The organism is Flavobacterium coralii (genome assembly GCF_019891545.1).
GTDB lineage: Bacteria > Bacteroidota > Bacteroidia > Flavobacteriales > Flavobacteriaceae > Flavobacterium > Flavobacterium coralii.
In genome coordinates this window covers 129570-155892 of the sequence record NZ_JAHDIU010000001.1, presented here as the reverse complement: position 1 = coordinate 155892, position 26323 = coordinate 129570, and the positions used below count along the sequence as shown (strand labels likewise).

The following is a 26323-nucleotide window of genomic DNA, read 5'->3' as shown; positions in this document are numbered from 1 at the left end:
TCAAGAAAAAATGGTGTTTTCTTTATTAAATAAGTATCAACATTATACGAATTACCCTTATTGGAAACGTTTTTTTCGTTATTACCACAATTAGCAAATATCAATAGCATTACAATAGATGAAAATATTTTTTTCATAGTTGATAAGTTAAATTCAAATATAACAAAAAGCCCCTCCGTTACCGGAAGGGCTTTTATATATCAGGTTAAGAAAAGATTACTTCTCTCCTTTTTCCATTCTTTCTTTAAGTTCAGCAAGTGCATCGATATCACCAAGGGTGGTTTTCTCTGCATTGTTGTTTGAAGAGTTAGACTCTTGTGCAGTCCTAACATTTTTCTCTTCTTCATCTTTAAAAGTAGCAGTGTGCGATGCAACTACCCTTTTAAATTCTTTGTTGAACTCAATTACTTTAAAGTCGGCAGATTCTCCTTTTTTAAGTTTCTTGCCGTCTTCTTTCTCAAGGTGGCGAGATGGTATAAAGGCAACGATATCATCGTTAAACTCTACGGTAGCGCCTTTGTCAACAATTTCAGATATCTCACCTGTGTGTACAGTACCTACAGCGAAAGAATCTTCATATTTATCCCAAGGGTTAGCCTGGGTTTGTTTGTGTCCAAGAGAAAGTTTGCGTCCTTCAACATCAAGCTCAAGAACTACAACATCAAGCTTATCGCCAACGTTTACAAACTCACTTGGGTGCTTAATCTTCTTAGTCCATGAAAGGTCTGAGATATAGATAAGGCCGTCGATACCTTCTTCAAGCTCAACGAATATACCAAAGTTTGTAAAGTTCCTAACGATACCTGTGTGCTTAGAGCCAACAGGATATTTAGAAGTGATATCAGTCCAAGGATCCTGAGAAAGCTGCTTAATGCCAAGAGACATTTTACGGTCATCCCTGTCAAGAGTAAGGATAACAGCCTCAACTTCGTCACCCACTTTTACGAAATCCTGGGCAGAACGCAGGTGCGTAGACCAAGACATTTCGCTTACGTGGATAAGTCCTTCCACACCTTCGGCAACTTCTATAAATGCACCGTAGTCAGCAATAACCACTACTTTACCTTTAACTTTATCACCTACAGAAAGGTTTGCGTCAAGCGCATCCCACGGGTGCGGGTGAAGCTGCTTAAGACCAAGCTGGATACGTGTTTTCTCATCATCAAAGTCAAGGATAACAACGTTAAGCTTCTGGTCAAGCTCAAGCACTTCGCTTGGGTGGTTAATACGGCTCCATGAAAGGTCGGTAATGTGGATAAGACCGTCAACACCTCCAAGGTCGATGAACACACCGTATGAAGTAATGTTTTTAACAACACCTTCAAGTACCTGGCCTTTTTCAAGCTGCCCGATGATTTCTTTTTTCTGGATCTCGATATCAGCTTCGATAAGTGCTTTGTGAGATACTACTACGTTTTTGAATTCGTGGTTGATTTTCACAACTTTAAATTCCATAGTTTTATTTACATACTGATCGTAATCCCTGATTGGTTTTACGTCTATCTGAGAACCCGGAAGGAATGCCTCAATACCGAAAACGTCTACAATCATACCGCCTTTAGTCCTGCACTTAACAAAACCATTAACGATTTCTCCTGTTTCGTTAGCATTGATAACCCTGTCCCAAGCCTTAATTGTACGTGCTTTTTTGTGAGAAAGTACAAGTTGTCCTGATTTATCTTCACGAACATCTATAAGTACTTCTACTTTGTCCCCAACTTTAAGGTTAGGGTTGTAACGGAATTCGTTAAGAGAGATAACACCTTCCGATTTTGCGTTGATATCAACGATAGCATCCCTGTCAGTGATTCTTACTACAGTACCTTCAACCACCTCATCACTGTCGGTATCTATAAAGGTTTTTGCAACTAGATCTTCAAACTCCTTCAGGTTGTTTTCATCTACCGGGTCTATACCTTCTTCAAAGTTGTGCCAGTTAAACTCCTGCAGAAATTCTTCTTTTGTTTTTGTTTGCTCAGACATGTCTGATTCTTAAATATTTGTATCCTGTGTTAACCGGGGTTTCATACGGCAGCAACAACAGAAGTGTTTTACATTTTTATAATTACACCTTAAGGAAACCCATATCCGCCAAAAGGTGTGCAAAAGTACAACTATTTTTTTGATATACAAACAAATAGTACACCTTTACATATGGTAACCGTACATGTTGCATTGAAATAATTATAAAATTGTTTTATATATAACTTTTAACTACAAATAAATTAACAATGTTTTTATACAGAATATTTTAATTATCTTAGTCAACGGAAAAAAAACCTGAAAAATTAAGAGGGAAACTTAATTTTTTGCTATGAAACTAAATTATGACATGACAGGCGCTGCCTTTTGTCGTGCACATATCGTTTTAAAGATTTGTGTCCTGATACTTGTATGGTTTTTTCCGGTAACGCTGCAGGCACAGGAGCTTGAGCTTTCTGTTGCAGTAACCAACGAAACCTGTCCCGGCAATGGCTCACTTTCGTTTACGGTTACCAATGCCGCACCTGCACCCCCTGTAAATTTCCAGGTTTTTGCATTACCCAACACTACAACACCCATTTATAACAATACCGGTACCACCGTTAGTAACCTTACAGATGGCGATTATCTTGTTATTGCTTCGCAAACTGTTAACGGCAATACAAGCACTGCGCAGCAGGAAGTTACAGTTTTAGATGTAATCGCAGCACTCGATTATCAGGTAACCAGCTCACCCAGCACCTGTAATGACGGGGTTATATATACAAATGTGAGCCAGGGTAACCCTGTAAGCTATGAAATACTATCCGGCCCTGTTACAGTAGCACCTCAGCAATCTGATACTTTTGAAGGGCTTCCTGCAGGAGTATATTCGGTTAGGGTTATAGATGCATGCGGAGAGGGAATTGTAAAAACGGTTACAGTGCTTTCGGCTGCATCAGTACTATCAATAAGCAACGGCATATTTCCCGACTTAGCGTTGCCTGCGTGCGACTTGATAACATTAAGGCATACTATAGACCCACAAGACCCTGATATCCCAATGGTTTTACCCATTACGGCAATATTTACTATATATCCGCCAGACGGAAGCGACCCCATAACCTATAATGTAACTGCGGTGGGTTCTCAATCGCCACCACAAATGATGGTACAAATTGAAATACCGTTCTATTACGACACCAATTATTATTATGATGTAGTATTTACAGATGGTTGCGGCACAACTTATAATATGCCCAATAACCTGATAAGGCAAAAATTAACTGCTGTTGCAGGTTTCGATAATGCAGGCTGCGGTGATAAATTTATGTTGCTGAATATCTTTAAGTATGTTCCACCCTTTAACATAAAGTTTACAGAATTTCCCGATGGCTTTAACCCTGAAGAACTTAACACTGAACATCCTACTTTCTGGGGAAACCTGGTTCAGTATGGGGGCGAAGGAGTACCTGTACCTCCCGGTATATATGAGTTTACTGTTACAGATGCCTGCGGACGCTCTGAAGATATAAGTATTGAACTGGAAGAATTTGAACCGGAGGCAGAGGCCGCAGTGTTTAACAGCGATTGCGAAAATAACCTGGGCCGTACAGTTGTAACAGTGCCCGGTTTTGTACTCATAGGAGGGCAAATAGTAGATGGCCCTGTAGAATTTACTGAAAATAATGAGATGCCTTTTGACTTGTCAGGATATGTTAATGATGATGATGCGGTTGAGATAGGAAGCCTGCCCCCGGGTACCTATCTTTTTGAAGTTGAAGATGATTGCGGCAACATTTATCCGAAAGAAGTTGTTATACCTGATTTTTCAGCAGGAGGTATAAGCCCTATTGCCCGCCCCGATTGCACAGAGGGTTTTGGCACATTAAGGGTCGGTGGTAATTATGCACTTACTTCTGCCATAGTTACCGTAGCGCCTCCGGAGTTTGGCACAACCCCTTTTGATGCAGCCGCATATATATCTAACCTTGGTACATTATATATGGATAACCTACCGCCGGGGCAATATAAAGTTAAGGTTACTACCAACTGTACTCCCGAAACGGAAGTAACAGCGAACGTACCGGCATATACAGTAACAGAATCTGAAGTTGATGTTACAAGGTACTGCGGCTCGTTTGATGTTGGCCTGCAACACACCAGTAACGCCAGTGTTTCGCTTTCCTTCTGGTTTCAGAAATTAATTAATACTGAAACGAATGAATGGGGGCATCCTACTACCAATAACATTTATCCTGAAGGCAGCCAGCCAACTGAACTGAACGCTAAGCTAATGACCAATGGTGAAACGTTATATACCAACATCACTACAGGTTCATTTCGTGTGCTGAAAGTGTTCCAGACTTTCGGCAGTGGCGAACCAACAAAAATATGTATTGAAGTACTTGAAGAATTTGATTTTTATGATAACCTCGATATTTTGGGCGTAAGCAGCCTTACATGTGCCGGAGATATTGCCGATATAGAAGTTAATGCCGTTGGTGCGGAGCCTATGCAATACCGCATTATCGAAAAAAATGGTGACACTTCATTTATAATAGACAACGGCAACAACAATATATTTACAGGGTTAGAATCTGCGTCCTACAAGGTAAGGGTTGACGACCCCTGCGGCAATTTTGACACCTGGTCTTTTAACGTTGCCGACCTGCCATCGCTTGTGTATGCATCTACCCCACCCGACCTTGAGCGGTGCGATGATGGGGATGATAACACCGAAATTTTTGATCTTTCTGAACAGGATGACCTTGTTATTGACGGGCAGGATATAAATAATGTAACGCTCACCTACCACAGCACCCTTACTGATGCAGAAAATGGTACAAACGTGCTTGATGATAATTATACAGCAACTACAGGCACAACTACACTATATGCGAGGATAACCAGCAATGCCGATGCAGACTGTATTGCAATTACAGCTTTTGATGTTATAGTGAGGCCGCTGCCCCAGTTTAATATGGATAACACGCGCAGCCTTTGCGAAGGCGAAAGCATACTTGTTATTGCTGATGCGGGTTTTGAGAGTTACTTATGGTCTACAGGGGCAACAACAAGGAATATCATTGTAAGTGAGGCAGGCATATATACCCTGACGGTAGAAAACCAGTACGGCTGCGAAGCTACAAATGAAATCACCATAACAGCCTCTTCTGCACCCGAGATAGCGCGCATAGAAGTAGAAGACTGGACTGATGAAGATAATGTTATAACAGTTTTGCTGGAAGATAGTGCTAATATAGAAAACTATGAATATTCTATAGACGGTATTAACTACCAGGACAGTAATACCTTTGCCGGGCTGGCACCAGGGCCTTATAATGTATATGTAAGGGATAAATTTGAATGCGGGCTGGATGCCGGGGAAGCATTTTTGCTCACCTATCCTAAGTTCTTTACTCCCAACGGAGACAACATTAATGATACCTGGAGGATAGCTTATGCTATAAAGGAGCCAAACATGAAGGTGTATATTTTTGACCGTTATGGTAAGGTTATAACATCATTTGGCGCGAACAGCCAGGGTTGGGATGGTACCTTTAACGGCAACAAACTGCCCAGTACAGACTACTGGTTTGTAGTGGTTCGTGAAAACGGTAAAGAATATAAAGGGCACTTTTCTATGGTAAGGTAGTGACTGAAAACCATTTACTTGTAAATTTCGTAATTACATAACAACAGCAAGAATAAATTACATTTGCTCTTAATTAATTTGTGTTAAATGTTAAGGGGCTGTCTCAAAAGTGTCATTCTGAACGAAGCGATAGCGAGTGAAGAATCTTAAATGGTTGATTTCGTTAAGATTCCTCCTATCGTCGGAATGACAAAGTACTGGTAAAAGTACTTTTGAGACAGCCCCTTTCAGTTTATTGCAATTGTTATATTTACTTGACTATACTTTTGAGTCATCTCTTGTCCGCTTTACAAGCCCTATGCCCGCAATAAAGAAGATAAGACCTACAATACCATATACGGCTGTGGTTTTTATACTGTATTCTCCTGTAGAAGTGTTAGCAAATATGTAAGCAGCATATATTAGGGCACCGGCTCCCAGCACAGTAAGTAAAGCCCCGAATATTCTTTTCATGTTCATAATAATAAGGTTTTAGGTTATCATTACAAATTTCCAACTAACAACACATAACATCTATAAGGTTTTCAAAACTTTAACGTATAAGGTTTTTTTAATTTTTATAACACCGATAATTTTTATGTATTTTTTAAAAACCTTTATTTACTGGGTTTACGTATAATACTGTAAGTGTTGTACTGCAAAATAATACTTAACTAAAAGTTATTTATTCATAAAGTACTTAAATCTAAGCATTTAAATACTGAAATTGCATACCTGTTTAAGAAACACTTTTAAATATTATTGATTATGAAACTATTATACATCTTCCTTACTCTTGTTGCCGCTGTGGTGGGTGGTTATCTTATAATCAACGATTTCAATTTCGATAACATCTCCTTCAGCAATTACCTCATCAACGCATTATTCATAATACTGCTTTCGTGCCTTGCCATTGCAGGTATATTTTACCTTATTGCGGTAAAGCGCAGAAAAAACGATCGTGATATTATGACGATACGCCAATATTATCAGTACAAGAGCGCACGCTAAGAGTCTGCTGATACAAATAAAAAACACCTGCTATACGGCAGGTGTTTTTGTTATATATAGTTTACTGTTCAGTTTGCTGCAATATCGCTTTGGTTGCGAAAAACCAGTTCGCCGTCAAAACTATCAAGCAGGATTATACTGTCTGTTGTTACTTTACCTGAAAGTATTTCTTTAGACAATTGGTTCATAACTTCTTTCTGAATAACACGCTTTACAGGGCGTGCGCCAAAATCAGGGTCATAACCGCGTTTTGCAAGATAATCTATAGCTTCCGGTGTGGCATCAAGCGTAATACTTTGCTTTGCCAGCAGTTTGGTTACCGATTTAAGCTGAAGCCTTACAATTTCCCTGATGTTCTCCTGGTTTAGCGGGGTAAACATCACAATATCATCAATACGGTTAATAAACTCCGGCCTTACGGTCTGTTTAAGGAGCCCCAACACTTCTGTTTTGGCTGCTTCGGTAGCTGACTCAATATCACCTTTCAGGTTCTCGAATTTCTCCTGTATAATGCCGCTGCCCATGTTGCTGGTCATTATAATGATACTGTTCTTAAAGTCTGCAAGACGGCCTTTATTATCAGTCAGGCGGCCTTCATCAAGCACCTGTAGCAGTATGTTGAATGTATCAGGGTGCGCTTTTTCAATTTCGTCAAGCAGTACAACGCTATAGGGCTTTCTCCTTACAGCCTCTGTAAGCTGCCCGCCTTCCTCATAGCCCACATACCCCGGAGGCGCACCTACAAGGCGGCTCACGCTGTGGCGTTCCTGATATTCGCTCATGTCTATACGGGTCATGGCATTTTCATCATCAAAAAGGTATGAGGCCAGCGCTTTGGCAAGCTCTGTTTTACCTACACCCGTTGTTCCCAGAAACAGGAATGAGCCAATTGGTTTCTTCTGGTCCTGAAGCCCTGCACGGCTGCGCCTAACAGCATCACTAACAGCCTGTATGGCTTCTTCCTGCCCTACCACGCGCCTGTGCAGTTCGTCTTCAAGGTTAAGCAATTTCTCGCGCTCGCTTTGCAGCATTTTGGTTACAGGTATTCCTGTCCATTTGGCTACAACTTCGGCTATATCTTCATGGGTTACCTCCTCTTTTATAAGGCTTTGCCCTTTTTGGCTTTCCTTTAGTTGCTGTTGCAGCTTGTCAAGCTGTTCCTGCGCTTCTTTAATTTTACCGTAACGCAGCTCTGCTACCTTGCCATAGTCGCCTTCACGCTCGGCCCTTTCAGCCTCCAGCTTGTAATTCTCAATATCGGTTTTGGTAGCCTGTATGTTATCTACCACATCTTTTTCGCTTTTCCAGCGGGCATATACCTCATTGCGTTCTTCTTTAAGATTGGCAAGCTCCAGCCCTAATGATTTCAGCTTGGCTTCATCATTTTCGCGTTTAATGGCTTCAATCTCAATTTCAAGCTGCATTATCTTGCGGTCTAAAACATCAAGCTCTTCCGGCTTGGAGTTTATCTCCATACGCAGTTTACTTGCCGCCTCATCCATAAGGTCGATAGCCTTATCCGGCAGGAAACGATTGGTTATATACCGTTGCGAAAGCTCAACCGCGGCAATAATGGCATCATCTTTTATGCGTACCTGGTGATGTGCCTCATATTTCTCTTTAATACCGCGCAGTATAGAAATGGCGCTCTCTGTATCAGGTTCATCTACCAAAACTTTCTGGAAACGCCTTTCTAACGCTTTATCCTTTTCAAAATACTTCTGGTATTCATCAAGCGTAGTAGCCCCTATAGCGCGTAACTCTCCACGGGCAAGGGCCGGTTTTAGTATATTGGCGGCATCCATAGCGCCCTCGCCGCCACCTGCACCTACAAGCGTGTGTATCTCATCTATAAACAGTACAATATCGCCCTCGGCAGATGTTACTTCTTTCACTACCGATTTAAGCCTTTCCTCAAATTCACCTTTGTATTTGGCACCTGCTATAAGCGCACCCATATCAAGTGAATACACTACCTTGTTTTTAAGGTTCTCCGGCACGTCACCCTGAATAATACGGTGTGCAAGCCCCTCGGCTATGGCGGTTTTACCAACGCCCGGTTCGCCTACCAGCATAGGGTTGTTCTTTGTGCGGCGGGAAAGTATCTGCAACACACGGCGTATTTCTTCATCACGGCCTATTACCGGGTCAAGTTTTCCGTCGTTTGCCAACTGATTCAGGTTTTTGGCATATTTGTTTAGTGCATTATAGGTTTCCTCTGCGCTGGCCGATGTTACACGCTCGCCCTTTCGCAGTTCTTCTATAGCCGCTTTAAGCCCTTTTTCGGTTACGCCCTGGTCTTTAAGTATTTGTGCTACCTTGCTCCTACTGTTAAATATGGCGAGCAAAAGGTGCTCTACCGATACAAACTCATCGTTCATTTTACGGGCAATGTTACTCGCCTCGTTAAGCGCTGTGCCTGCATCGCGCGAAAGCGACATTTCGCCCCCCTGCACTTTGGGGAAACTTTGCAGGGTGCTGTCTAAAACCTGGCTGAACAGGCCGACGTTTACATTCAGTTTTTTAAGCAAAAACGGCGTTACATTTTCATCAACTTCAAGAATACCTTTTATAATATGTTCATTCTCTATTTGTTGATGCCCATAGCTTTGCGCTATTTGCTGTGCACGCTGTATTGCTTCCTGTGATTTTATAGTAAAATTGGCAAAATTCATATTCTGATTGTTTAAATTTGATATAAGAATTTCAATTAATATTCCAATAAGTAAAATCTGACTTTTTGACTTTAAACAGTTTGTTTATAAGCACGTTATCAGTCAAAATGTCGCAGCAACACTAAAATATGGGCTTTTTAGATAATATTTTCGGAAATAATGACAGTAAAGTTACTTCATCTGAAACTTTAAAGTGGAACGAATTAACAGAAATACAACAACTGGAAAGCATAGCAGCAGAATCTCATGATGTGCCCGTACTGGTGTTTAAACACAGCACGCGTTGCAGCATAAGCCGTATGGCACTACGCAATTTTGAGCGCGAATATGCTATTGAGGAGGGTAAGCTGAAGCCATACTTCCTCGACCTTTTAGAACACAGGGATATCAGTAATGAAATTGCTGCTAAGTTTGGCGTTACCCATCAGTCGCCGCAGGTAGTACTGATAAAAGACGGTACGGCTGTGTATCATGCTTCTCACAGCGATATTGAGGCTGAAGATATAAAGACCAGGTTATAATAAAAACGGGCGCTTTAAGCGCCCGTTCCCTTTTTTATTTAAAACCGATAATCTCTTCTTCTGTTGCCAGCACGTCTTCCACATACTTCTTGTATTCAGGATAGTCGGCTGCTTTTATGTTATCCCACGACAGTTTAACGCTTCGGTTTACTTTAAGAGTATTAGGCCCGGTAAGGTTATAGCTGATAGTGTAGGTGTGCCCTTTAAACTTAAGCTCTTTACCCTGTGGTACTTCGGTAAACTTCTTGCCCTGCGGAATATTGATAACTACTTCAGTATTATATTCGTTAGCATTTTCATAAGCGGTATAATCAATATCGTAGTTACGTTTCTCATTGGCTATAATATCGCGGGTATAAACCTTATCAATATATGGTACTTCCATAATTTTGAGGCTGCCTACCGATTGCAGCTTTTCTGAAACCGTAAAGGTGTTTTCAAAAACTATTTTATCGGCATACTTATCATTGTTTACAAGCTTTACAGATTCTAACGATATTACTTTATTGAGCCTTGAGTTTATATCTTCTTCAAACTGCTTTTTTCTTACATCTTCGGTTGCTGCGTCAGAAAACAGCTCGTTGTAATAAGATTTGGTTGTACCCTGAATTGTATGGGTGCTCACAACACGCTTGCTGTTATCATCTACATTTACAACTGTAGTGGTAGAAAGCACATTTTTAAGCGCGTTTGTATTCGGGATATTGATGATAGAAGCCTTCTCGTTTTCGGCTTTATCAAAAGATACTACCAGCGCTTTTGCTTTATATAATGAAAGCGGCATAGCCTTAAACGGCATGTAGCGGTTGGTTAGCTCTATAAAATGCTCTTTCCCAGCCATATTAACCTTAACAATACAGTGGTTAAAGTTGATAGAAGGCAACGTTAACGACTCTGTACCGTTATCGGCTGTAAGTACTAAAACAAGGTTTGCTTTAAGTCCTGCCTTTTCGGCCATGGCAACAAAAAGCGTAGAAACATCTTTGCAGTCACCAAGTTTGGTATTAATGGTTTTAGACGGCTTTTGAGGCACATAACCACTCTGCCTGAAATCGAGCGAGCTATAGGTAATATTATCCTCTATATACTTATAGATACGGTAAGCCTTTTCTTCATCAGAAAGTTTAGATGCACCTTCAGGGAAAATCTGCGCATAGGTTTTCTCTGCCACCTTATCCATCTTGATGTTCTTCTTTACAAGGTCGGCATACCAGTTAGCAATATCACCCCATGTTTTAATGCTGCTTACCTGTACCTGGTTGGCAAGGTCATAATAGTTTGGCGCATAATTTTCGTAAAGTGGCATTGTCGGGATGTTCTTCTTTTCCCAGCTTATATAGTTACGCCCGTTTATTTTACTTGTTTTAGCAGGAATGGCACCATTTAATATGTTTTGTGCAAAGGTTATTTCTTTAGGTGATATTATACCAAAAATAGTTTGCTGCGACGGATATACGCCATTAAAGTAGTATGTACTTGTAAAATCTTTAAAGAAGCGACCGTAGCTGTTATCGGTGTTTTCATACTCAAGGTATATAACATCCTTAACGTTAAGGTTGGTAAATACTACCGTGCTGTAATTACGCTCACCCGGCACGATAGAGCCATCGGGCTTTACAATTTCGGCCTTAATAACATTAAGGTTGTTTCCGCCTATGCTGTATTCTTTCAGTTCCTCAACACCGTTCTCGGCAGTAACTTCATACAGGTAAACAGTTTTGGTTTTCCTGCTACCTTCAGGCAATACATTAATGATATATTCATCTAAAAGTATATTCACGCCATAATCATTCTGCATACCTGAGTTCCTGCGTTGTTTTATAACATCATACAGGTTTTTGGTACTTACCTGCTCTATCTCGTCCGGAACCTTAGTTATAGCATATAAGGTTTTACGGAGTGATGAGTTTCCGGCATTATACACAAGCGACTGCCTGAACATATCTTCAGCTTCTTTCGTTTTTTTCAGGTAGTTGTACCCCATACCTTTCTCCTTCATCATCCTGAAAGAATAAGGGAAGTTCTTTAAAGCTGTATCGGCATAATCTATAGTTGCCTGATAGTTATTTTCGTTATTGGAAATTTCAATTATATCATCATATACATAGTTGAAATAAGGGTAGCGGTTGATATAGTTCTTTACAAGCTGCTTTGCATCTTCTTTCCTGCCCACCGAGTTATAATAGTTTATAAGCACGTTTTGTGCAGATACACTTTCCCTTGTTTTTACAAGATTCTCCATTATAGAAATGGTTTTTTCTTTATCATTTTTAAGGGAAGAATACATGTTTGCGAAGGTTACCGTAAACATTTCGTTTTTGTGCGACTTGCTTAAAAGTTCCTCAATTTTTTGCAGGGTAAGATCTACATCAGAATTTCTTGAGGCAATCAGGTAGTCAAACAAAATACCGTAAAGTTCAGATTTTAGCTTTTTAGCTTTATCACGGTACTCTTCAAGTTCCTTGATGTTACTCTCCCTTACCCAGTTACCATCCTGAAACTTTTTCACGATGCTATAGTAATAAGAAGGGTCATTTACCAAAAGCGTCTTGTTTATTTCCTCAACACCCTGTTCATTATCCATAAGGTTATAATAATCTATAAGCTTTACTTTAAGCATTGAGCTTTCAGGATATTTTTCAGCAAGTTTTTCTATTACATCGTGTGCTTTCTCTTTTTTGTGATTGGCTATATAAGCATCATACAGTAATAGCGTATGAAATATATCGCTTGGCTTTGCCTTAAGCTTTGCTGCAAGGAAATCTTCAAAAGCGGGGTTGAGCTCTGTCGCATTCAACGACTCCGCAGTAGATTTTACATACGGCCTGTAGCTGTCAGAATACTGTAAGCCTGACACTTTTTTACCTGCTGTATCACTTAAAGCGGCATAAAAATAATCAGTTCCGCCCGTTGTAGAAGATTTTATAAGCAGCCTGCTGGTACCTTTCGGCAACCTGAACTTTATAAGATAGGCATTCAGGTCGGTTCTGTAAGCTTCGTCATTATAATATATCTCAGTATCATTCACATATACTTTTATCGGGCCGCTGGTACCCAGGTTAAGCACCACATCCTTATCGGCATCAGCATCTATAAAGGTTTGGGCATACATAATACCGTTGCCGTACTCGCTCTCATTCAGGTAAAAATGATAGCCTTCATTCTGCGGAATGGCGGGCACATACCAGTTAACTATACCATTGCTGTTGGCGTTAAACTGCTTATCGTTCTTTGCATAAAATTCGGGCTCATATTCAGTGTCAAGCCCGCTGTTATTCATGTTTTCAAAAACACCGCAAAACTGCCATTTGTTTATAACATCAAGTTTTTTGATGCCGGCATTATAAGCATCAAAGTTTAATCGGTGCCTGTCAAAAATAGCTTTTGTATATATAACATGGGGCATGTCTTTAAACTTATCTACCCCTGCCACATAGTCTATTTTGTTATATGTAAGCTCATCATAGCCTTCGGTATTAGGGTTACCCACCGAAAATTGTTGGTACCAAACCGGGTACAAGTAGTGCTCGCTGTCTTTAAGCGCCGTCATCTTTTTTAAGAAGGTTTCATCAAAGTACAGCTTACCCAGTTGCTGGTCTATCAGTGCATCAAGCACCAGCAGCTCCATATCGGTATCCATTTTCTTTTTCAGGGTTTTGTCGAACATTGCCCGTGCACCGGCCCTGTCGTTTTTCAGTAAAAGGTCCCAAACCTTGTTACTGTCCTGTGCATATACAAATGCCGAGAACAGCAGTAACAGCAATAAAAGTTTTTTCATGGTAAATTAAAGGATGGTATAAAAGATTGATTAATTAGTTTTTATTTTCAAGCAGCGGCACAAACCTGAAATCTCCAAGTTCATGCTTTTCAAACTGCGTTTCGGTTTTACGTATCAGCAATGTCATAACCTGTACACTCTCGCCCACAGGTATAACCAGCCTGCCGCCAATTTTTAACTGTGCCATTAGCGGTTTAGGTATAAACGGCGCACCTGCCGTAACTATTATACTATCAAACGGGGCAAAATTGGGGAGACCTTTGTAACCATCGCCAAAACTAAGGTGCTTTGGCCTTATGCCGAGCTTGGGTAACAGTAACGATGTGATTTTAAAAAGTTCGTTCTGCCGCTCTATGCTGTATACTTTTGCACCCATGTGAAAAAGAACTGCCGTCTGATAGCCGGAGCCTGTCCCGATTTCCAGTACTTTATCTTCTTTTTTAACCTGTAAAAGCTCTGACTGAAAAGCAACGGTATAAGGCTGCGAAATGGTTTGCCCCGCACCAATAGGAAAAGGCTTGTCCTGATAGGCATACTCCTCAAAGCCCGACTCCAGGAATAAATGCCTGGGTATTTTGCGGATTGCCTCAAGTACATTCCTGTCTTTTATACCTTTTTGTTCTAAAAGGCTTACCAACTGATTGCGTAGCCCCTGGTGTTTTGCTGTGTCTTTCAATGCGGGAATTTTTCAGGGCTAAAAATAAGGAAGAATTAAGCAAAAATGCAAACCCTGTGCAAATGCTTTTGCCATATTTGAAACAATGCAGCCTCATCACCATTTTTATGCTGTTTTTTGCTTTTTCAGGGCAAATAATCTTATTTTTGTTAAAAATAATTTCAGTATGTTAAAAATCGGAGTATTGGGTGCAGGGCATTTAGGAAAAATTCACCTGCGTTTGCTCAATCAGTCGCCAAAATATGAACTGGTGGGTTTTTATGACCCTGACAGCAACAATGCAGATAAAGTGGCAGCAGAATACGGTTACCGCAAGTTCGACTCGGTAACAGCGCTTATAGAGGCTGTAGATGTAGTAGATATTGTTACCCCTACCCTTTCGCATTACGATTGTGCTAAGGAAGCCATTACGGCAGGAAAGCATGTTTTTCTTGAAAAACCTATAAGCAACACAGTTGAAGAAGCCGAAGAGATTATAACCCTTGCAAAGCAGCACAACGTTAAAGGCCAAGTAGGGCATGTAGAGCGTTTTAACCCCGCTTTTATTGCCACCAAGAACATGATACAAAACCCCATGTTTATAGAAACACACCGCCTTGCTGAATTTAACCCGCGCGGTACGGATGTGCCGGTGGTACTCGATTTAATGATACATGATATAGATGTAATATTAAGCGTAGTAAAAAGCAAAGTTAAAAATATATATGCAAGCGGGGTTTCTGTAATTAGCGATACACCGGATATTGCGAATGCCCGTATCGAATTTGAGAACGGGTGCGTGGCTAATCTTACCTCAAGCCGCATTTCACTTAAAAATATGCGCAAGTCGCGCTTCTTCCAGAAAGATGCCTACATATCGGTAGATTTCCTTGACAAGGTGTGTGAAGTGGTTAAAATGAAAGATGCACCGGAAACACCCGGCGATTTTGATATGATACTACAAAATGCAGAAGGCATAAAAAAACAGATTTATTTTGAAAATCCCGAAGTGCAGGCCAACAACGCCATACTGGATGAGCTTGAAACATTTGCAGATGCTATAAATAATAACACAGACCCTGTTGTTACACTGCAAGACGGCACAGAGGCACTAAGGGTAGCGTACCGGGTGATAGACTGTTTTAAAAAGTAAACGACACAAACAACAAACAAACGATATACATAAAATGAAGAACATTGCAGTTATAGGTGCAGGAACAATGGGTAACGGTATTGCCCACGTTTTTGCACAAAGCGGATTCAACGTAAGGCTTATTGATATTTCTGACAAAGCGCTTGAAAAAGGTATGAACACCATAGCCGCCAACCTCGACCGTATGGTGGGCAAAGGCACCATAACAGAAGATGACAAGCATAAAACAATTGGTAACATAATTACCTATACCGATGTTAAGGATGGTGTGGTTAATGCTGACCTTGTGGTGGAAGCCGCTACTGAAAATGTGGACCTAAAGCTTAAAATATTTAAGGACCTTAATTCATTTTGCGACGAAAAAACCATACTTGCCACTAATACCTCTTCAATATCTATTACACAGATAGCTGCCGTAACTACAAGGCAGGATAAGGTTATCGGTATGCACTTTATGAACCCGGTGCCTATTATGAAGCTGGTAGAGATCATAAGGGGATACAATACATCTGACGAGGTTACAAAAACCATTATGGAGCTAAGCGAAAAGCTGGGCAAAGTACCTGTAGAAGTTAACGACTACCCAGGCTTTGTAGCTAACCGCATATTAATGCCGATGATAAACGAAGCCATAGAAACCCTGTATAATGGTGTGGCAGGCGTTTATGAAATAGACACTGTAATGAAACTGGGTATGGCACACCCTATGGGCCCGCTGCAACTGGCCGATTTTATAGGGCTAGATGTATGCCTTTCTATACTTAATGTAATGTATGATGGCTTTAAGAACCCTAAATATGCGCCGTGCCCGCTGCTGGTAAACATGGTAATGGCAGGTAAGCTTGGCGTTAAGTCGGGCGAAGGTTTCTACGACTATTCAGAAAGTAAAAAGGCTGAGAAAATCTCGGCTATGTTTACAAAATAATCTTCTAAAAAATTAAATCCCCTGCCCCATTTGGGGCCAGGGGGCTTTATATGGCAAATATCATCCCTTTTAAAGCGGTAAGGCCCGCACGAGATAAAGTAAGCCTTGTAACATCACGGTCGTATGACGATTATACCACCGCAGAGCTTGCCTCACAACTGGATTATAATCCTTTTTCTTTTTTGCATGTGCTGCACCCGGCCTACACCAACCTGCAAAAAATTTCGACTGATACCCGCTTTAAAGGCGTTAACCTTAAGTATGAGGAATTTAAAGAGCAGCAGATCTTTATACAGGAGCCGGAGCCTGTTTTTTACCTCTACGAAATTCAAAGTAAGCAAAATACCTATACCGGTATAATAGCAGGAGCTTCTTTAGAAGACTACAGGAATAATGTAATTAAAAAACACGAAGACACACTGTCTTACCGCGTTGAGTTTTTTAAAGACTACCTGCATGAAACAGGCTTTAATACAGAGCCGGTACTGATAACCTATCCGCAAAACGGAGAGTTACAGGAGTGGATTACCAATTATAAAAAAGAACGCCCACTTTACCTGTTCTCTACCACAAACAGGGACAAGCATACCCTTTGGCGCATAACAGATACAGAAGTAATAAACTGGATACAGGGGCAGTTTGCACAGATGGATAGCCTGTATATTGCAGATGGGCATCACAGGTCGGCTTCTGCCAACAGATTGTATGAACAGGATAAGGATACAGGGAATGAGAACCTCAACTATTTTATGAGTTTCCTGATTGCCGAGAATGACCTGAAGATATACGAGTATAACCGCATAATACACGACCTGAACGGTTTAAGCAAAACCGATTTTTTAGATGCCCTGCAAAAAGATTTTGCTATAGAAAACCGTGGACAGGAATTGTGGAAACCCGACAGGAAATACAGCTTTGGTATGTATCTTGACGGGGAGTTTTATGCCCTGCATGTTAAAGATACCAACTATGCATCTGTTTATGATGCTTTGGACGCACGCATATTATATGACAAGGTGCTGCATCCGCTTTTAGGTATTAGCGACCTGCGTAATGACGAGCGTATAGAGTACATACCCGGCAGCAGGCCCATAACCAATATTAAAAAAATGGTAGACGAAAACGGCTTCCAGGTCGGCTTTATGCTTTTCCCTCCTACTATAGAAGAAGTAAAAGCACTGGCTGATAACAACCAGATAATGCCGCCAAAAAGCACCTATATAGAGCCTAAGTTCCGTATTGGATTAGTAATTTATGAACTCTGACAAATGAGAGTTAGAAGTCAGAAATTAGAAACTGTAACTAAAAATGTGAATATGTCAATTTCCGATAATCTCAATAAAATAAAATCCTCTCTCCCACCGCATGTTACTCTGGTAGCAGTTAGCAAGACTAAACCTGTTGAAGACCTGATGGAAGCCTACAATGCAGGGCAGCGCATATTTGGCGAGAACAAGATTCAGGAAATGACTGAGAAGTGGGAAGCAATGCCAAAAGATATTGAATGGCACATGATTGGCCACGTACAAACCAACAAGGTTAAGTATATGGCGCCATATGTGAGCCTCATCCACGGTGTTGACAGCCTGAGGCTGCTGAAGGAAATTAACAAGCATGCTAAAAAAAATGACAGGGTAATTAACTGCCTGCTGCAAATGCACATAGCCGAAGAAGAAACAAAATTCGGGATGGATGAGCAGGAGCTTAGCGATTTGCTTTTATCAGAAGAATTTGCTCAGATGCAGAATATTAAAGTTACAGGACTTATGGGCATGGCAACTTTTACAGACAATGAGGCTCAGATAAAAAAAGAATTTACGCACCTTAAAACTATTTTTGACAGGCTTCAGCAAAAGCAGTCAACTGTTAACTGCCAACCGTCAATTTTATCTATGGGCATGAGCGGCGATTACCTCATAGCTATTGATTGCGGCAGTACTATGGTGCGCATTGGCAGCAGTATATTCGGCAGCCGTAATTATTAGCGCATAGCTCACGGTAAAATGTGGTAAGATATTTGTAATTTTGTAGATTAGGTGTCTGTCAAGACATTAAACTAATTCTTACAAATATATTTTTCCTGTTTTAGGGAAGCCAGATACTGAATGTACGCAATACTCGATATAGAAACCACAGGCGGACAATATAATGAAGAGGGGATTACAGAAATAGCCATATACCGCTATAACGGCCATGAAGTAACCGACCAGTTTATAAGCCTTATAAATCCGGAAAAGCCTATACAGCCTTTTGTAGTAAAACTAACGGGCATAAACAATGCCATGCTGCGCAGCGCCCCGAAATTTTATGAAGTAGCGAAACGCATAATTGAAATTACCGACGGCTGCATTATTGTAGCCCACAACGCGCAGTTTGACTACCGCGTGCTGAAGACAGAATTTGAAAGGCTGGGCTACAATTTTGAACGCGAATCATTATGCACGGTAGAGCTTTCTCAAAAGCTGCTGCCCGAACAGAAATCGCACAGTTTGGGCAAACTTGCCCGCGCGTTGGGTATCCCTGTTAGCGACAGGCACCGCGCCACCGGCGATGCGCTTGCCACAGTACAGCTTTTTAAGCTGCTGCTTGCAAAGGATGTCGAAAAACAAATTATGAAAAGCCTGGTAAAATCGGCTAACCCAAAGCCGCTTGCCAGTAAACTGTTCGACCTGCTTGAGGGCATACCCTCTGTACAGGGGCTCTATTATATCTACAAAGAAAACGGCGACCTGGTATATCTCGGCAGGAGCAGCAATATTAAAAAAAGACTTAACCAGCACTTTACAGGTACTTCACGCAAGGCTAAGAGGCTTCAGCGAGATGCTTATACCGTTAATTATGAAGAAACAGGCAGCGAGCTTATTGCACTGCTAAAGGAGTGCCAGGAAGTAAAAATCAACAGGCCCATTTATAACCGTGTTCAAAAAAACACTGTTCACCCGCTTGCGCTGTATGCAAAGAAAGATGAGAACGGATACATAACTCTTAACATCGGTAAATCTGACGGAAGGAAAAAAGAAATACTTTCTTTCCCCGGAATGACAGAAGCCAAAAGCGCGCTTTTTAAAATTACCGAAAAGTATAAACTTTGCCAAAAACTCACAGGGCTTGACCCTGATGCTAAAAAAAGCTGCTTCCCCTACACCCTAGGTAACTGCAATGGTGCCTGCATAAAAAAGGAGCCTGCAGAAGATTATAACAACCGTGTAACGGAGTTTATCAATAACAACAGCTTTAACCACCAAAGTATGATTATTATTGATAAAGGCCGTACAATAGAAGAGCGCAGCGCGGTGCTTATAGAAAATGGAGTGTATAAAGGTTATGCCTTTTTCAATCTTAATTATCAGGTGAATAAACCTGAAATATTGAAAAACATACTGATACCGATGGAGCACAACCGCGATGTAAAGAATATAATACAGAGTTATATCCGTAAAAAGAGGGCGCTTAAAATAATAAGGCTCTAACCCATATTTAGTATCTTTGGTACTATTAACTAACTGCCCGTTATTATGCCCAAAGACTTCCGGCACAAACTGCATGAAATTATTTATGAAGCCGATACACCAGCAGGGAAGCTTTTTGATGTTGTATTACTGATACTTATACTTATAAGTATTATTGCTGTAATGCTGGAAAGCGTTGCCGGCATTAAAATAGTATATGGCAGGGAGCTTGACATTATAGAGTGGGTTATTACTGCTTTTTTTACAATAGAATACATAGCTCGGATAATATCAGTACGAAAGCCTGCAAGTTATATTTTCAGCTTTTATGGCATTATCGATTTTCTTGCCATGATACCCAAATATATCGATGTGCTCTTTCCCGGGCTCAGTTTCCTCATTTCAATACGCGCGCTCCGGCTGCTGCGGGTATTCAGGATACTAAAGCTGGGGCGTTTTATCGGCGCTTCAGATCAGTTGCTCACGGCACTTAAAAAAAGTAAGGTAAAAATTGCTGTTTTTCTTTTTGGTGTAGTCGTCATTTGTATAATTATGGGTACCCTTATGTATATTATAGAAGGGCCTGAAAGCGGCTTTAAAAATATCCCGATAAGCATATACTGGACTATTGTAACATTAACCACCGTTGGCTTTGGAGATATTACCCCTATAACACCCTTAGGGCAGTTTCTTTCCTCGCTTATTATGATAATGGGTTACGGCATTATTGCGGTACCCACAGGCCTTGTTACCGCGCAATTTATGCAGGAAGGCAATGTACACCAAAACACACAGGTTTGCCGGGTTTGCAATGCAAACCGCCACAGGGATGATGCTACTTATTGCTATAACTGCGGAGCGCACCTTCAAAAATAAAAATGACACATCATAAACAAAATAAGTATTTAATTACCATAGTCGGCCCCACTGCAATTGGCAAAACAGCACTTGCCATACAGCTGGCACAGCATTATTCATGCCCTATTATATCTGCCGACAGCAGGCAGTTCTTTAAGGAAATGAGTATTGGCACAGCCGTACCATCTGAAGAAGAACTTGCTGCCGCAAAGCATTATTTTATTCAGAACATCAGTATAAAAGATACTTATACTGTTGGTGATTTTGAGCGCGATGCCATAGCACTGCTTGATGATTTGTATAAAGAGCATGATGTAGTTATTATGGTAGGCGGTTCGGGTTTATATATAGATGCAGTGCTTAAAGGATTTGATGATTTTCCTGACATAGATGAATCGGTAAGGGAATATATTATTGAAAATTATAACCGGCACGGCATAACATGGCTGCAGCAGGAGCTTGAAAAGCGCGACCCTGAGCATTATAAACGTGTAGCCAAAGAAAACCCGCAACGGATGATGCGCGCACTTGAAGTCTGCATAGGTACAGGCAGGCCTTACTCCTCGTTTCTCAATATTAAAAAGAACAGCCGCAACTTTACACCGATACTCATTGGGCTTGATGCTGACAGAGAGTTGATGTATGAGCGCATTAACAGGCGGGTAGATATTATGATGGATATCGGCCTTCTGGAAGAAGCGAAAGCACTTTACCAATATAAAGAGTATAACGCGTTGCAAACGGTAGGCTACAGAGAGCTTTTCAGCTATTTTGACGGCGATTATTCTTTAGAAACCGCTATAGAAGAAATAAAAAAGAATACACGCCGCTTTGCCAAAAGGCAAATGACATGGTTCAGGCGCAATGAAGCCATAACCTGGTTTAACTTTGCAACACCTGCCGAAATAATTATACAACACATAAACAAAATGATACATGCCGATAGCCGATAATTTTACTTCTGTTTACACTCAGGATTGGGAAATAAATTTTTTGCAATGCCACCCGAACGGCTACCTTAAACAGACGGAGCTATGTAATTTGTTGCAGCTTACGGCAGGCTCTCATGCAGAAATGGGTGGCATGAGCTTTACCGATATGCAGCAGCACAACCAGGCATGGGTGCTAAGCCGTATGCGTGTAGAAATTGACGAGTTGCCCAAATGGCGCGATAAAGTCACCGTTACCACCTGGATTACAGATTTACAGGGCTCACGCTCTGTAAGGGCTTTAGAGATGTGGCTTAATGGTAAAAAAATTGTAGGCTCACTTACCTACTGGGCTGTTTTCAATACAAGTTTAAGAAAATCGGAAGCACTGGCGCTGCCACACGACCATTTTGAAAAATATCCTGACAGGCTGCCAACAGAACAGGCATTTGCCAAACTTGACCTTAGCCGTGAAGCGGAACTTGTAGCAGAACGCAGGGTAGTGTTATCTGACTTAGATATTGTTTTTCATGCCAATAATGTAAAGTACCTTGAATGGTGCCTTGATACACTTGACTATAAGCCGCTGCTAAGGCAACAGCTAAAAAGCTTTGACATGAATTTTTTAAGGGAACTAAAATATAATGATGAAGTGAAAATTTACAGCGGCGAGACTGATAAACAGCATTATTTTACGATACAAAAAGAAGACAAGCCTTGCTTTGCGCTTGAGTTGAACTGGAAATAGAAAACCACATTGCATGCTGCCTGAGCATTGCAATGTGGTACTATAATATACAGGTTGTAATTATTTCTGTTCTTCAGAAACTTTATTCTTCACCACAAGGCGGAAACCTTCACCGTGAATGTTAAGTATTTCTACATCCTCATCCGGCTTAAGGTATTTTCTCAGCTTGGCGATATAAACGTCCATACTCCTTGATGTAAAGTAGTTGTCGTCCCTCCATATTTTAGTAAGGGCAAGTTCCCTTGGCATCAAATCATTTTCATGAAGTGCAAGCATTTTAAGCAGCTCGTTCTCTTTTGGCGAAAGCTTAATAGGCTCATCATTCTCAAATGTAAGGAAACGCAGTTTGCTGTTAAGGTGGAATTTGCCTATCTGGAACTCAAACTTGGTATTATCCGTTTTGGTTTCAGAAGCTTTTCTCTGGATGATAGCCTTAATTTTCATTAAAAGCACTTCAGAGTCAAAAGGCTTGTTCAGGTAATCATCCGCACCTACTTTATACCCTTTAAGCACATCTTCTTTCATAGATTTTGCCGTAAGGAAAATAATAGGCACTTCCTTGTTCTTCTCCCTTATTTCACGGGCAAGGGTATAACCGTCTTTATAAGGCATCATAACATCCAGTATGCAAAGGTCGAAGTTATCTTTTTTAAACTTCTCAAAACCTTCCATCCCGTTCTTTGCCAGTGTCACATCAAAATCATTAATTAACAGATAGTCTTTCAGCACCGCTCCAAAATTAGGATCGTCTTCAACCAAAAGAATCTTTTTGTTTACTTCTTCCATATTTTTAATTTATTAGAGGCATTTTTATTATAAAGGTACTCCCCTTCCCTTTTTCACTTTCTACGTATATATTACAGTTATGATCGTCTATTATCCTTTTTACATAGGCCAGCCCCAAGCCGTGCCCTTTTACATTATGTATATCGCCGGTATGCTCACGGTAAAACTTTTCAAAAATACGTTTAACCGTATTTTTACTCATTCCCAGACCCTTATCCTCAATTTTAATTAAGATGAAATCCTTTACATTTTCAGTATAGATATCTATAACGGGTTCATCAGGAGAATATTTTATGGCATTATCTAAAATATTAACTAAAACGTTTGTAAAATGCACATCATTTAACAAAGCGGTAGTCCTTTTAGCTTCAAAGTGCCTTGTCAGGGTTCCGTGGCGGGCTTCAATAATTAAATGAACGTGCTCTACGGCATCTTCAAGAATATCATGCACATCTGCCTGCTCTTTGGTAATGTCGAGCTCTTTTTTATCAAGCTTGCTTATCTGCAATACATTCTCTACCTGAGAGTGCATCCTCTTGTTTTCATCCCTTATCATTTGCAGGTAGCGCTGCACTTTTTCAGTATCGCTTAAAATCTTCGGGTTCCTGATGGCATCAAGCGCAAGGTTTATTGTTGCAATAGGCGTTTTAAACTCATGCGTCATGTTATTTATAAAGTCCGTTTTTATTTCTGATATCTGCTTTTGCTTAATCAGCTGGTTTATCGCGCTCAGGTATGCTATAATTATAATAAGCGTAAAAATGAGCGAGAGTGAAGTAATACCAAATATGGACGAAAGTATAAAGGTCTGCTTTTCCGGGAAAGCAACTACAAGCCTGTAGCCGGGGTTACCGTCACGTTCAGAATAAATGTTATGTTCATAAGATGTTTCATCATCCCATTGCAACCCTTCAGAACGTATTTTAGTAGCAAGGCCGTTTTTATATATTCCGTATTCAAAGTGTGTATCTACACCATTCTGGCTTAGCTCCGTTTTCAGCGTTTTGCGAAGCCAGTCTTTGGTTACCCTTGCTTCAAGCGGGTTCTGTTCCCTAAAGTCCCTCAGGTACATATCAAGCTGGTATTGCTGCCAAACTTCCATATCGCCTGATTTACCCGAACCTTTTGCAATGGCAGATTGCTCACGCTCATCAGCATCGGGTAGAGAATCCGCAAGGAATTTATTAGTCTCCTGATTATCAAAGAACAGATTATAATCTCTTTGGCTCATGCTATCTGAATAGATAACTTTTTTGCCTTTATTTTTGGATTTATACCTGTTATAATAAGTAAGCATTTCTTCACGCTGCGGCCTCCTGCCGGAGCTGTCCCTGAAATGGGTATAAAGTGCAAAAAACTCATACCTGTCATTCGCCTGCAGCTTAGAAGCAACTTTGCCTAAAACCTGCTGGATATGGAACCTGAACTGCTCTTCATTATTTTTTAAAGATGAATTAACCCAGTAAAGCTGTACAAGAATAATGCCTATCAGGGATAGGCTCATAAAAAATACCAGTAAGCGAAACCGCGTCTTATTCATCGTCGTAAAATTAACATTTTAACACTCATTACCTTATAAGATTAACCAAACATTAACAACATCATCGGCTACTTTGTGAATTAATGATAGTAATGATGTTATCTGCCTGTTTCTTAGCAATATCAAGGCTTTCGTTATTTATTATGTAGTGGCTGAGTGCTGCTTTTTTTTCATCTTCCCACTGGTTTTTCATGCGTGCCAATACATTTTCGCGGGTCACATTATCGCGTTTCATGACTCTTTCTATGCGCACTTCTTTTGGTGCGGTAACCAATATAACAGCGTCGCAGTTTTTGTAGCTGCCGCTTTCAAACAAAATGGCAGCTTCTTTAATCACAAATGGCGATGTGCTGTGCTGTTTTACCCACTCCTCAAAATGGCTGCTTACTTTAGGATGTATGATGGCATTAAGCTGCTTAAGTTTCTCGGGGTTATTAAAAACCAGTTCAGAGAGTTTTTTCCTGTCCGGTTGCCCTTCTGTAAATACAATTTCTCCAAAAGCTTTTTTTACCTCTTCTGATGCTTCGGGAGTATAAAGTATTTTTTTAGCCTCATCGTCAGCTATGTAAACGGGCACACCTTTAGAGGCAAAATAAGCCGCAATAGTGCTCTTGCCACTGCCGATACCGCCGGTAAGGCCTATAATTTTTGTCATCATTTTTTAAAAAAAAGCTCAGGAAAAGCCCTTTGGGGGTTAATACCCATAAGGTGTACTTTAATGAAAGATTCTATATAACCCGTGCCATAGCCATAAAACTGTATGCATACTGCTACCAATGAATATAAACCAATTGTAAGGCTTTTATTTTGCACTGTTGAGAGCACTACTATAAAAAACAGATACAAAATATAAAGATATAGGGGCAGTTGAATATTAATTAACAATGCTATAAGAGAAAATACAAATCCCGCTATGAAAAGTGCAGGAAAAACGTAAGTTATCTTTTTATGTTCAGGATGCCACAAATCGAGTATAGGGCGTGCCTTGCCGAATTTATTTACCTGCTTGTAAAACTTCTGCCAGTCTATCCTGCGTTTGTGGTAAACATAGCAATCCGGGTATAAAAGCGTTTTATAGCCCATTTTCCAGAGGCGCAAAGAAAGGTCAGGGTCTTCCCCCGGATGAATATCCCCAAAACCGCCTGACGCTTCAAAGGCTTCTTTAGAAAGCCCCATATTAAAGCTCCTGGGCTGGAACTTCTCTACCTTCTCTGACGCACCCCTGATACCTCCTGTGGTTACAAAAGATGTCATGGCAAAATTAATAGCCTTCTGTATATCGGTAAATGAGTCCAGCGCAGCATCAGGGCCGCCAAAACAGTCGGCGTAGTGCTTCTCAAGCCTTTTTGAAACATTTATAAGATAGTTGTCCGGAATTATGCAGTCTGAGTCTAATATTATAAAATAGCTTCCTTTTGCCCTTTTCATGCCATAATTGCGGGAATCACCCGGCCCGGAATTGGCCTTAAAGTAATAAGAGATGAATAGCTTACCCTCATAAGCCGTAATTACGTCGGTACAGGTTACAGAAGAACCATCCTCTATAATCACCACCTCAAACTGCTCTGTATAGGTTTGCCTGCAAAGGCTGGCAAGAAGTTCATCTATTTCATCTGGCCTGTTATACACAGGTATTATAAGAGAAAACAACATCCGGCTAATTTTTAACAAAAGTAAGTGTTTATACAGTATTATA

Annotated in this window: 20 protein-coding genes; 11 read left to right on the top strand and 9 right to left on the bottom strand. The window is 40.6% G+C overall.

The features are described 5' to 3' along the window. Nucleotides 1-216 precede the first annotated feature (216 nt). Entirely contained in the window at nucleotides 217-1983 is a 1767-nt protein-coding gene (rpsA, locus tag KJK34_RS00695; RefSeq protein WP_223051925.1) for a 30S ribosomal protein S1, read from the bottom strand. A gap of 331 nt (nucleotides 1984-2314) precedes the next feature. Here rpsA and KJK34_RS00690 point away from each other — a divergent pair, with 331 nt between their 5' ends. Further along, complete coding sequence (locus KJK34_RS00690; protein ID WP_223051924.1) at nucleotides 2315-5620, top strand: T9SS type B sorting domain-containing protein; 3306 nt, start codon at nucleotides 2315-2317, stop codon at nucleotides 5618-5620. Nucleotides 5621-5878: 258 nt separating this feature from the next. On the opposite strand, the gene KJK34_RS00685 is transcribed toward KJK34_RS00690, so the two are convergent. Then, nucleotides 5879-6079: a hypothetical protein gene (locus KJK34_RS00685; RefSeq protein WP_223051923.1), complete on the bottom strand. Its 201-nt coding sequence runs from the start codon at nucleotides 6077-6079 to the stop codon at nucleotides 5879-5881. A 288-nt stretch (nucleotides 6080-6367) separates the two neighbouring features. Between KJK34_RS00685 and KJK34_RS00680 the strand changes: the two genes are divergently transcribed. Then, nucleotides 6368-6610 carry a hypothetical protein gene (locus KJK34_RS00680; RefSeq protein WP_223051922.1) on the top strand — a complete coding sequence of 81 codons (243 nt, stop codon included), beginning with the start codon at nucleotides 6368-6370 and terminating at the stop codon, nucleotides 6608-6610. Nucleotides 6611-6678: 68 nt separating this feature from the next. Here KJK34_RS00680 and clpB read toward each other — a convergent pair whose 3' ends face one another. Beyond that, nucleotides 6679-9285, bottom strand: a complete 2607-nt coding sequence (gene clpB, locus KJK34_RS00675; RefSeq protein WP_223051921.1) for an ATP-dependent chaperone ClpB — start codon at nucleotides 9283-9285, stop codon at nucleotides 6679-6681. Nucleotides 9286-9413: 128 nt separating this feature from the next. Here clpB and ytxJ point away from each other — a divergent pair, with 128 nt between their 5' ends. Continuing rightward, nucleotides 9414-9806, top strand: coding sequence for a bacillithiol system redox-active protein YtxJ (gene ytxJ, locus KJK34_RS00670; protein WP_223051920.1), 393 nt, complete (start codon nucleotides 9414-9416; stop codon nucleotides 9804-9806). 34 nt (nucleotides 9807-9840) lie between these two features. Here the strand turns inward: ytxJ and KJK34_RS00665 are convergent, their stop codons facing one another. Next, nucleotides 9841-13584 (bottom strand): transglutaminase domain-containing protein, encoded by a 3744-nt coding sequence (locus KJK34_RS00665; RefSeq protein WP_223051919.1) that lies wholly within the window; start codon nucleotides 13582-13584, stop codon nucleotides 9841-9843. Nucleotides 13585-13618: 34 nt separating this feature from the next. Next, nucleotides 13619-14260: a protein-L-isoaspartate(D-aspartate) O-methyltransferase gene (locus KJK34_RS00660; protein ID WP_223051918.1), complete on the bottom strand. Its 642-nt coding sequence runs from the start codon at nucleotides 14258-14260 to the stop codon at nucleotides 13619-13621. A gap of 166 nt (nucleotides 14261-14426) precedes the next feature. Between KJK34_RS00660 and KJK34_RS00655 the strand changes: the two genes are divergently transcribed. The 8 genes from KJK34_RS00655 (at nucleotide 14427) to KJK34_RS00620 (ending at nucleotide 22301) form a co-directional block, all read left to right on the top strand. Further along, the gene (locus KJK34_RS00655; protein WP_223051917.1) at nucleotides 14427-15392 is read left to right on the top strand and encodes a Gfo/Idh/MocA family protein; all 966 of its coding nucleotides are present in this window, start codon (nucleotides 14427-14429) and stop codon (nucleotides 15390-15392) included. A 34-nt stretch (nucleotides 15393-15426) separates the two neighbouring features. Further along, nucleotides 15427-16317: a 3-hydroxyacyl-CoA dehydrogenase family protein gene (locus tag KJK34_RS00650; RefSeq protein ID WP_223051916.1), complete on the top strand. Its 891-nt coding sequence runs from the start codon at nucleotides 15427-15429 to the stop codon at nucleotides 16315-16317. 50 nt (nucleotides 16318-16367) lie between these two features. Further along, on the top strand, nucleotides 16368-17582 hold the full coding sequence (locus tag KJK34_RS00645) for a DUF1015 domain-containing protein (RefSeq protein ID WP_223051915.1): 1215 nt from the start codon (nucleotides 16368-16370) through the stop codon (nucleotides 17580-17582). Nucleotides 17583-17585: 3 nt separating this feature from the next. Then, on the top strand, nucleotides 17586-18302 hold the full coding sequence (locus KJK34_RS00640) for a YggS family pyridoxal phosphate-dependent enzyme (protein ID WP_223051914.1): 717 nt from the start codon (nucleotides 17586-17588) through the stop codon (nucleotides 18300-18302). Between the two features lie 120 nt (nucleotides 18303-18422). Beyond that, complete coding sequence (locus KJK34_RS00635) at nucleotides 18423-19787, top strand: exonuclease domain-containing protein (protein WP_223051913.1); 1365 nt, start codon at nucleotides 18423-18425, stop codon at nucleotides 19785-19787. A 45-nt stretch (nucleotides 19788-19832) separates the two neighbouring features. Beyond that, nucleotides 19833-20642 (top strand): ion transporter, encoded by an 810-nt coding sequence (locus KJK34_RS00630; RefSeq protein ID WP_223051912.1) that lies wholly within the window; start codon nucleotides 19833-19835, stop codon nucleotides 20640-20642. A gap of 2 nt (nucleotides 20643-20644) precedes the next feature. Continuing rightward, the gene (gene miaA, locus KJK34_RS00625; protein WP_223051911.1) at nucleotides 20645-21577 is read left to right on the top strand and encodes a tRNA (adenosine(37)-N6)-dimethylallyltransferase MiaA; all 933 of its coding nucleotides are present in this window, start codon (nucleotides 20645-20647) and stop codon (nucleotides 21575-21577) included. Next, nucleotides 21561-22301 carry an acyl-[acyl-carrier-protein] thioesterase gene (locus KJK34_RS00620; protein ID WP_223051910.1) on the top strand — a complete coding sequence of 247 codons (741 nt, stop codon included), beginning with the start codon at nucleotides 21561-21563 and terminating at the stop codon, nucleotides 22299-22301. Before miaA ends, KJK34_RS00620 begins: the two co-directional genes overlap by 17 nt. 60 nt (nucleotides 22302-22361) lie before the next feature. On the opposite strand, the gene KJK34_RS00615 is transcribed toward KJK34_RS00620, so the two are convergent. The 4 genes from KJK34_RS00615 to KJK34_RS00600 all read right to left on the bottom strand — a co-directional run bounded on the left by KJK34_RS00615 (nucleotide 22362) and on the right by KJK34_RS00600 (nucleotide 26280). Beyond that, nucleotides 22362-23087 (bottom strand): response regulator transcription factor, encoded by a 726-nt coding sequence (locus KJK34_RS00615; protein WP_223051909.1) that lies wholly within the window; start codon nucleotides 23085-23087, stop codon nucleotides 22362-22364. A 4-nt stretch (nucleotides 23088-23091) separates the two neighbouring features. Next, nucleotides 23092-24627, bottom strand: a complete 1536-nt coding sequence (locus tag KJK34_RS00610; protein WP_223051908.1) for a sensor histidine kinase — start codon at nucleotides 24625-24627, stop codon at nucleotides 23092-23094. A 61-nt stretch (nucleotides 24628-24688) separates the two neighbouring features. Continuing rightward, complete coding sequence (coaE, locus tag KJK34_RS00605; RefSeq protein ID WP_317196848.1) at nucleotides 24689-25285, bottom strand: dephospho-CoA kinase; 597 nt, start codon at nucleotides 25283-25285, stop codon at nucleotides 24689-24691. Next, nucleotides 25282-26280, bottom strand: coding sequence for a glycosyltransferase family 2 protein (locus KJK34_RS00600; protein WP_223051907.1), 999 nt, complete (start codon nucleotides 26278-26280; stop codon nucleotides 25282-25284). The genes coaE and KJK34_RS00600 overlap by 4 nt, the downstream gene beginning before the upstream one ends. Nucleotides 26281-26323 lie beyond the last annotated feature (43 nt).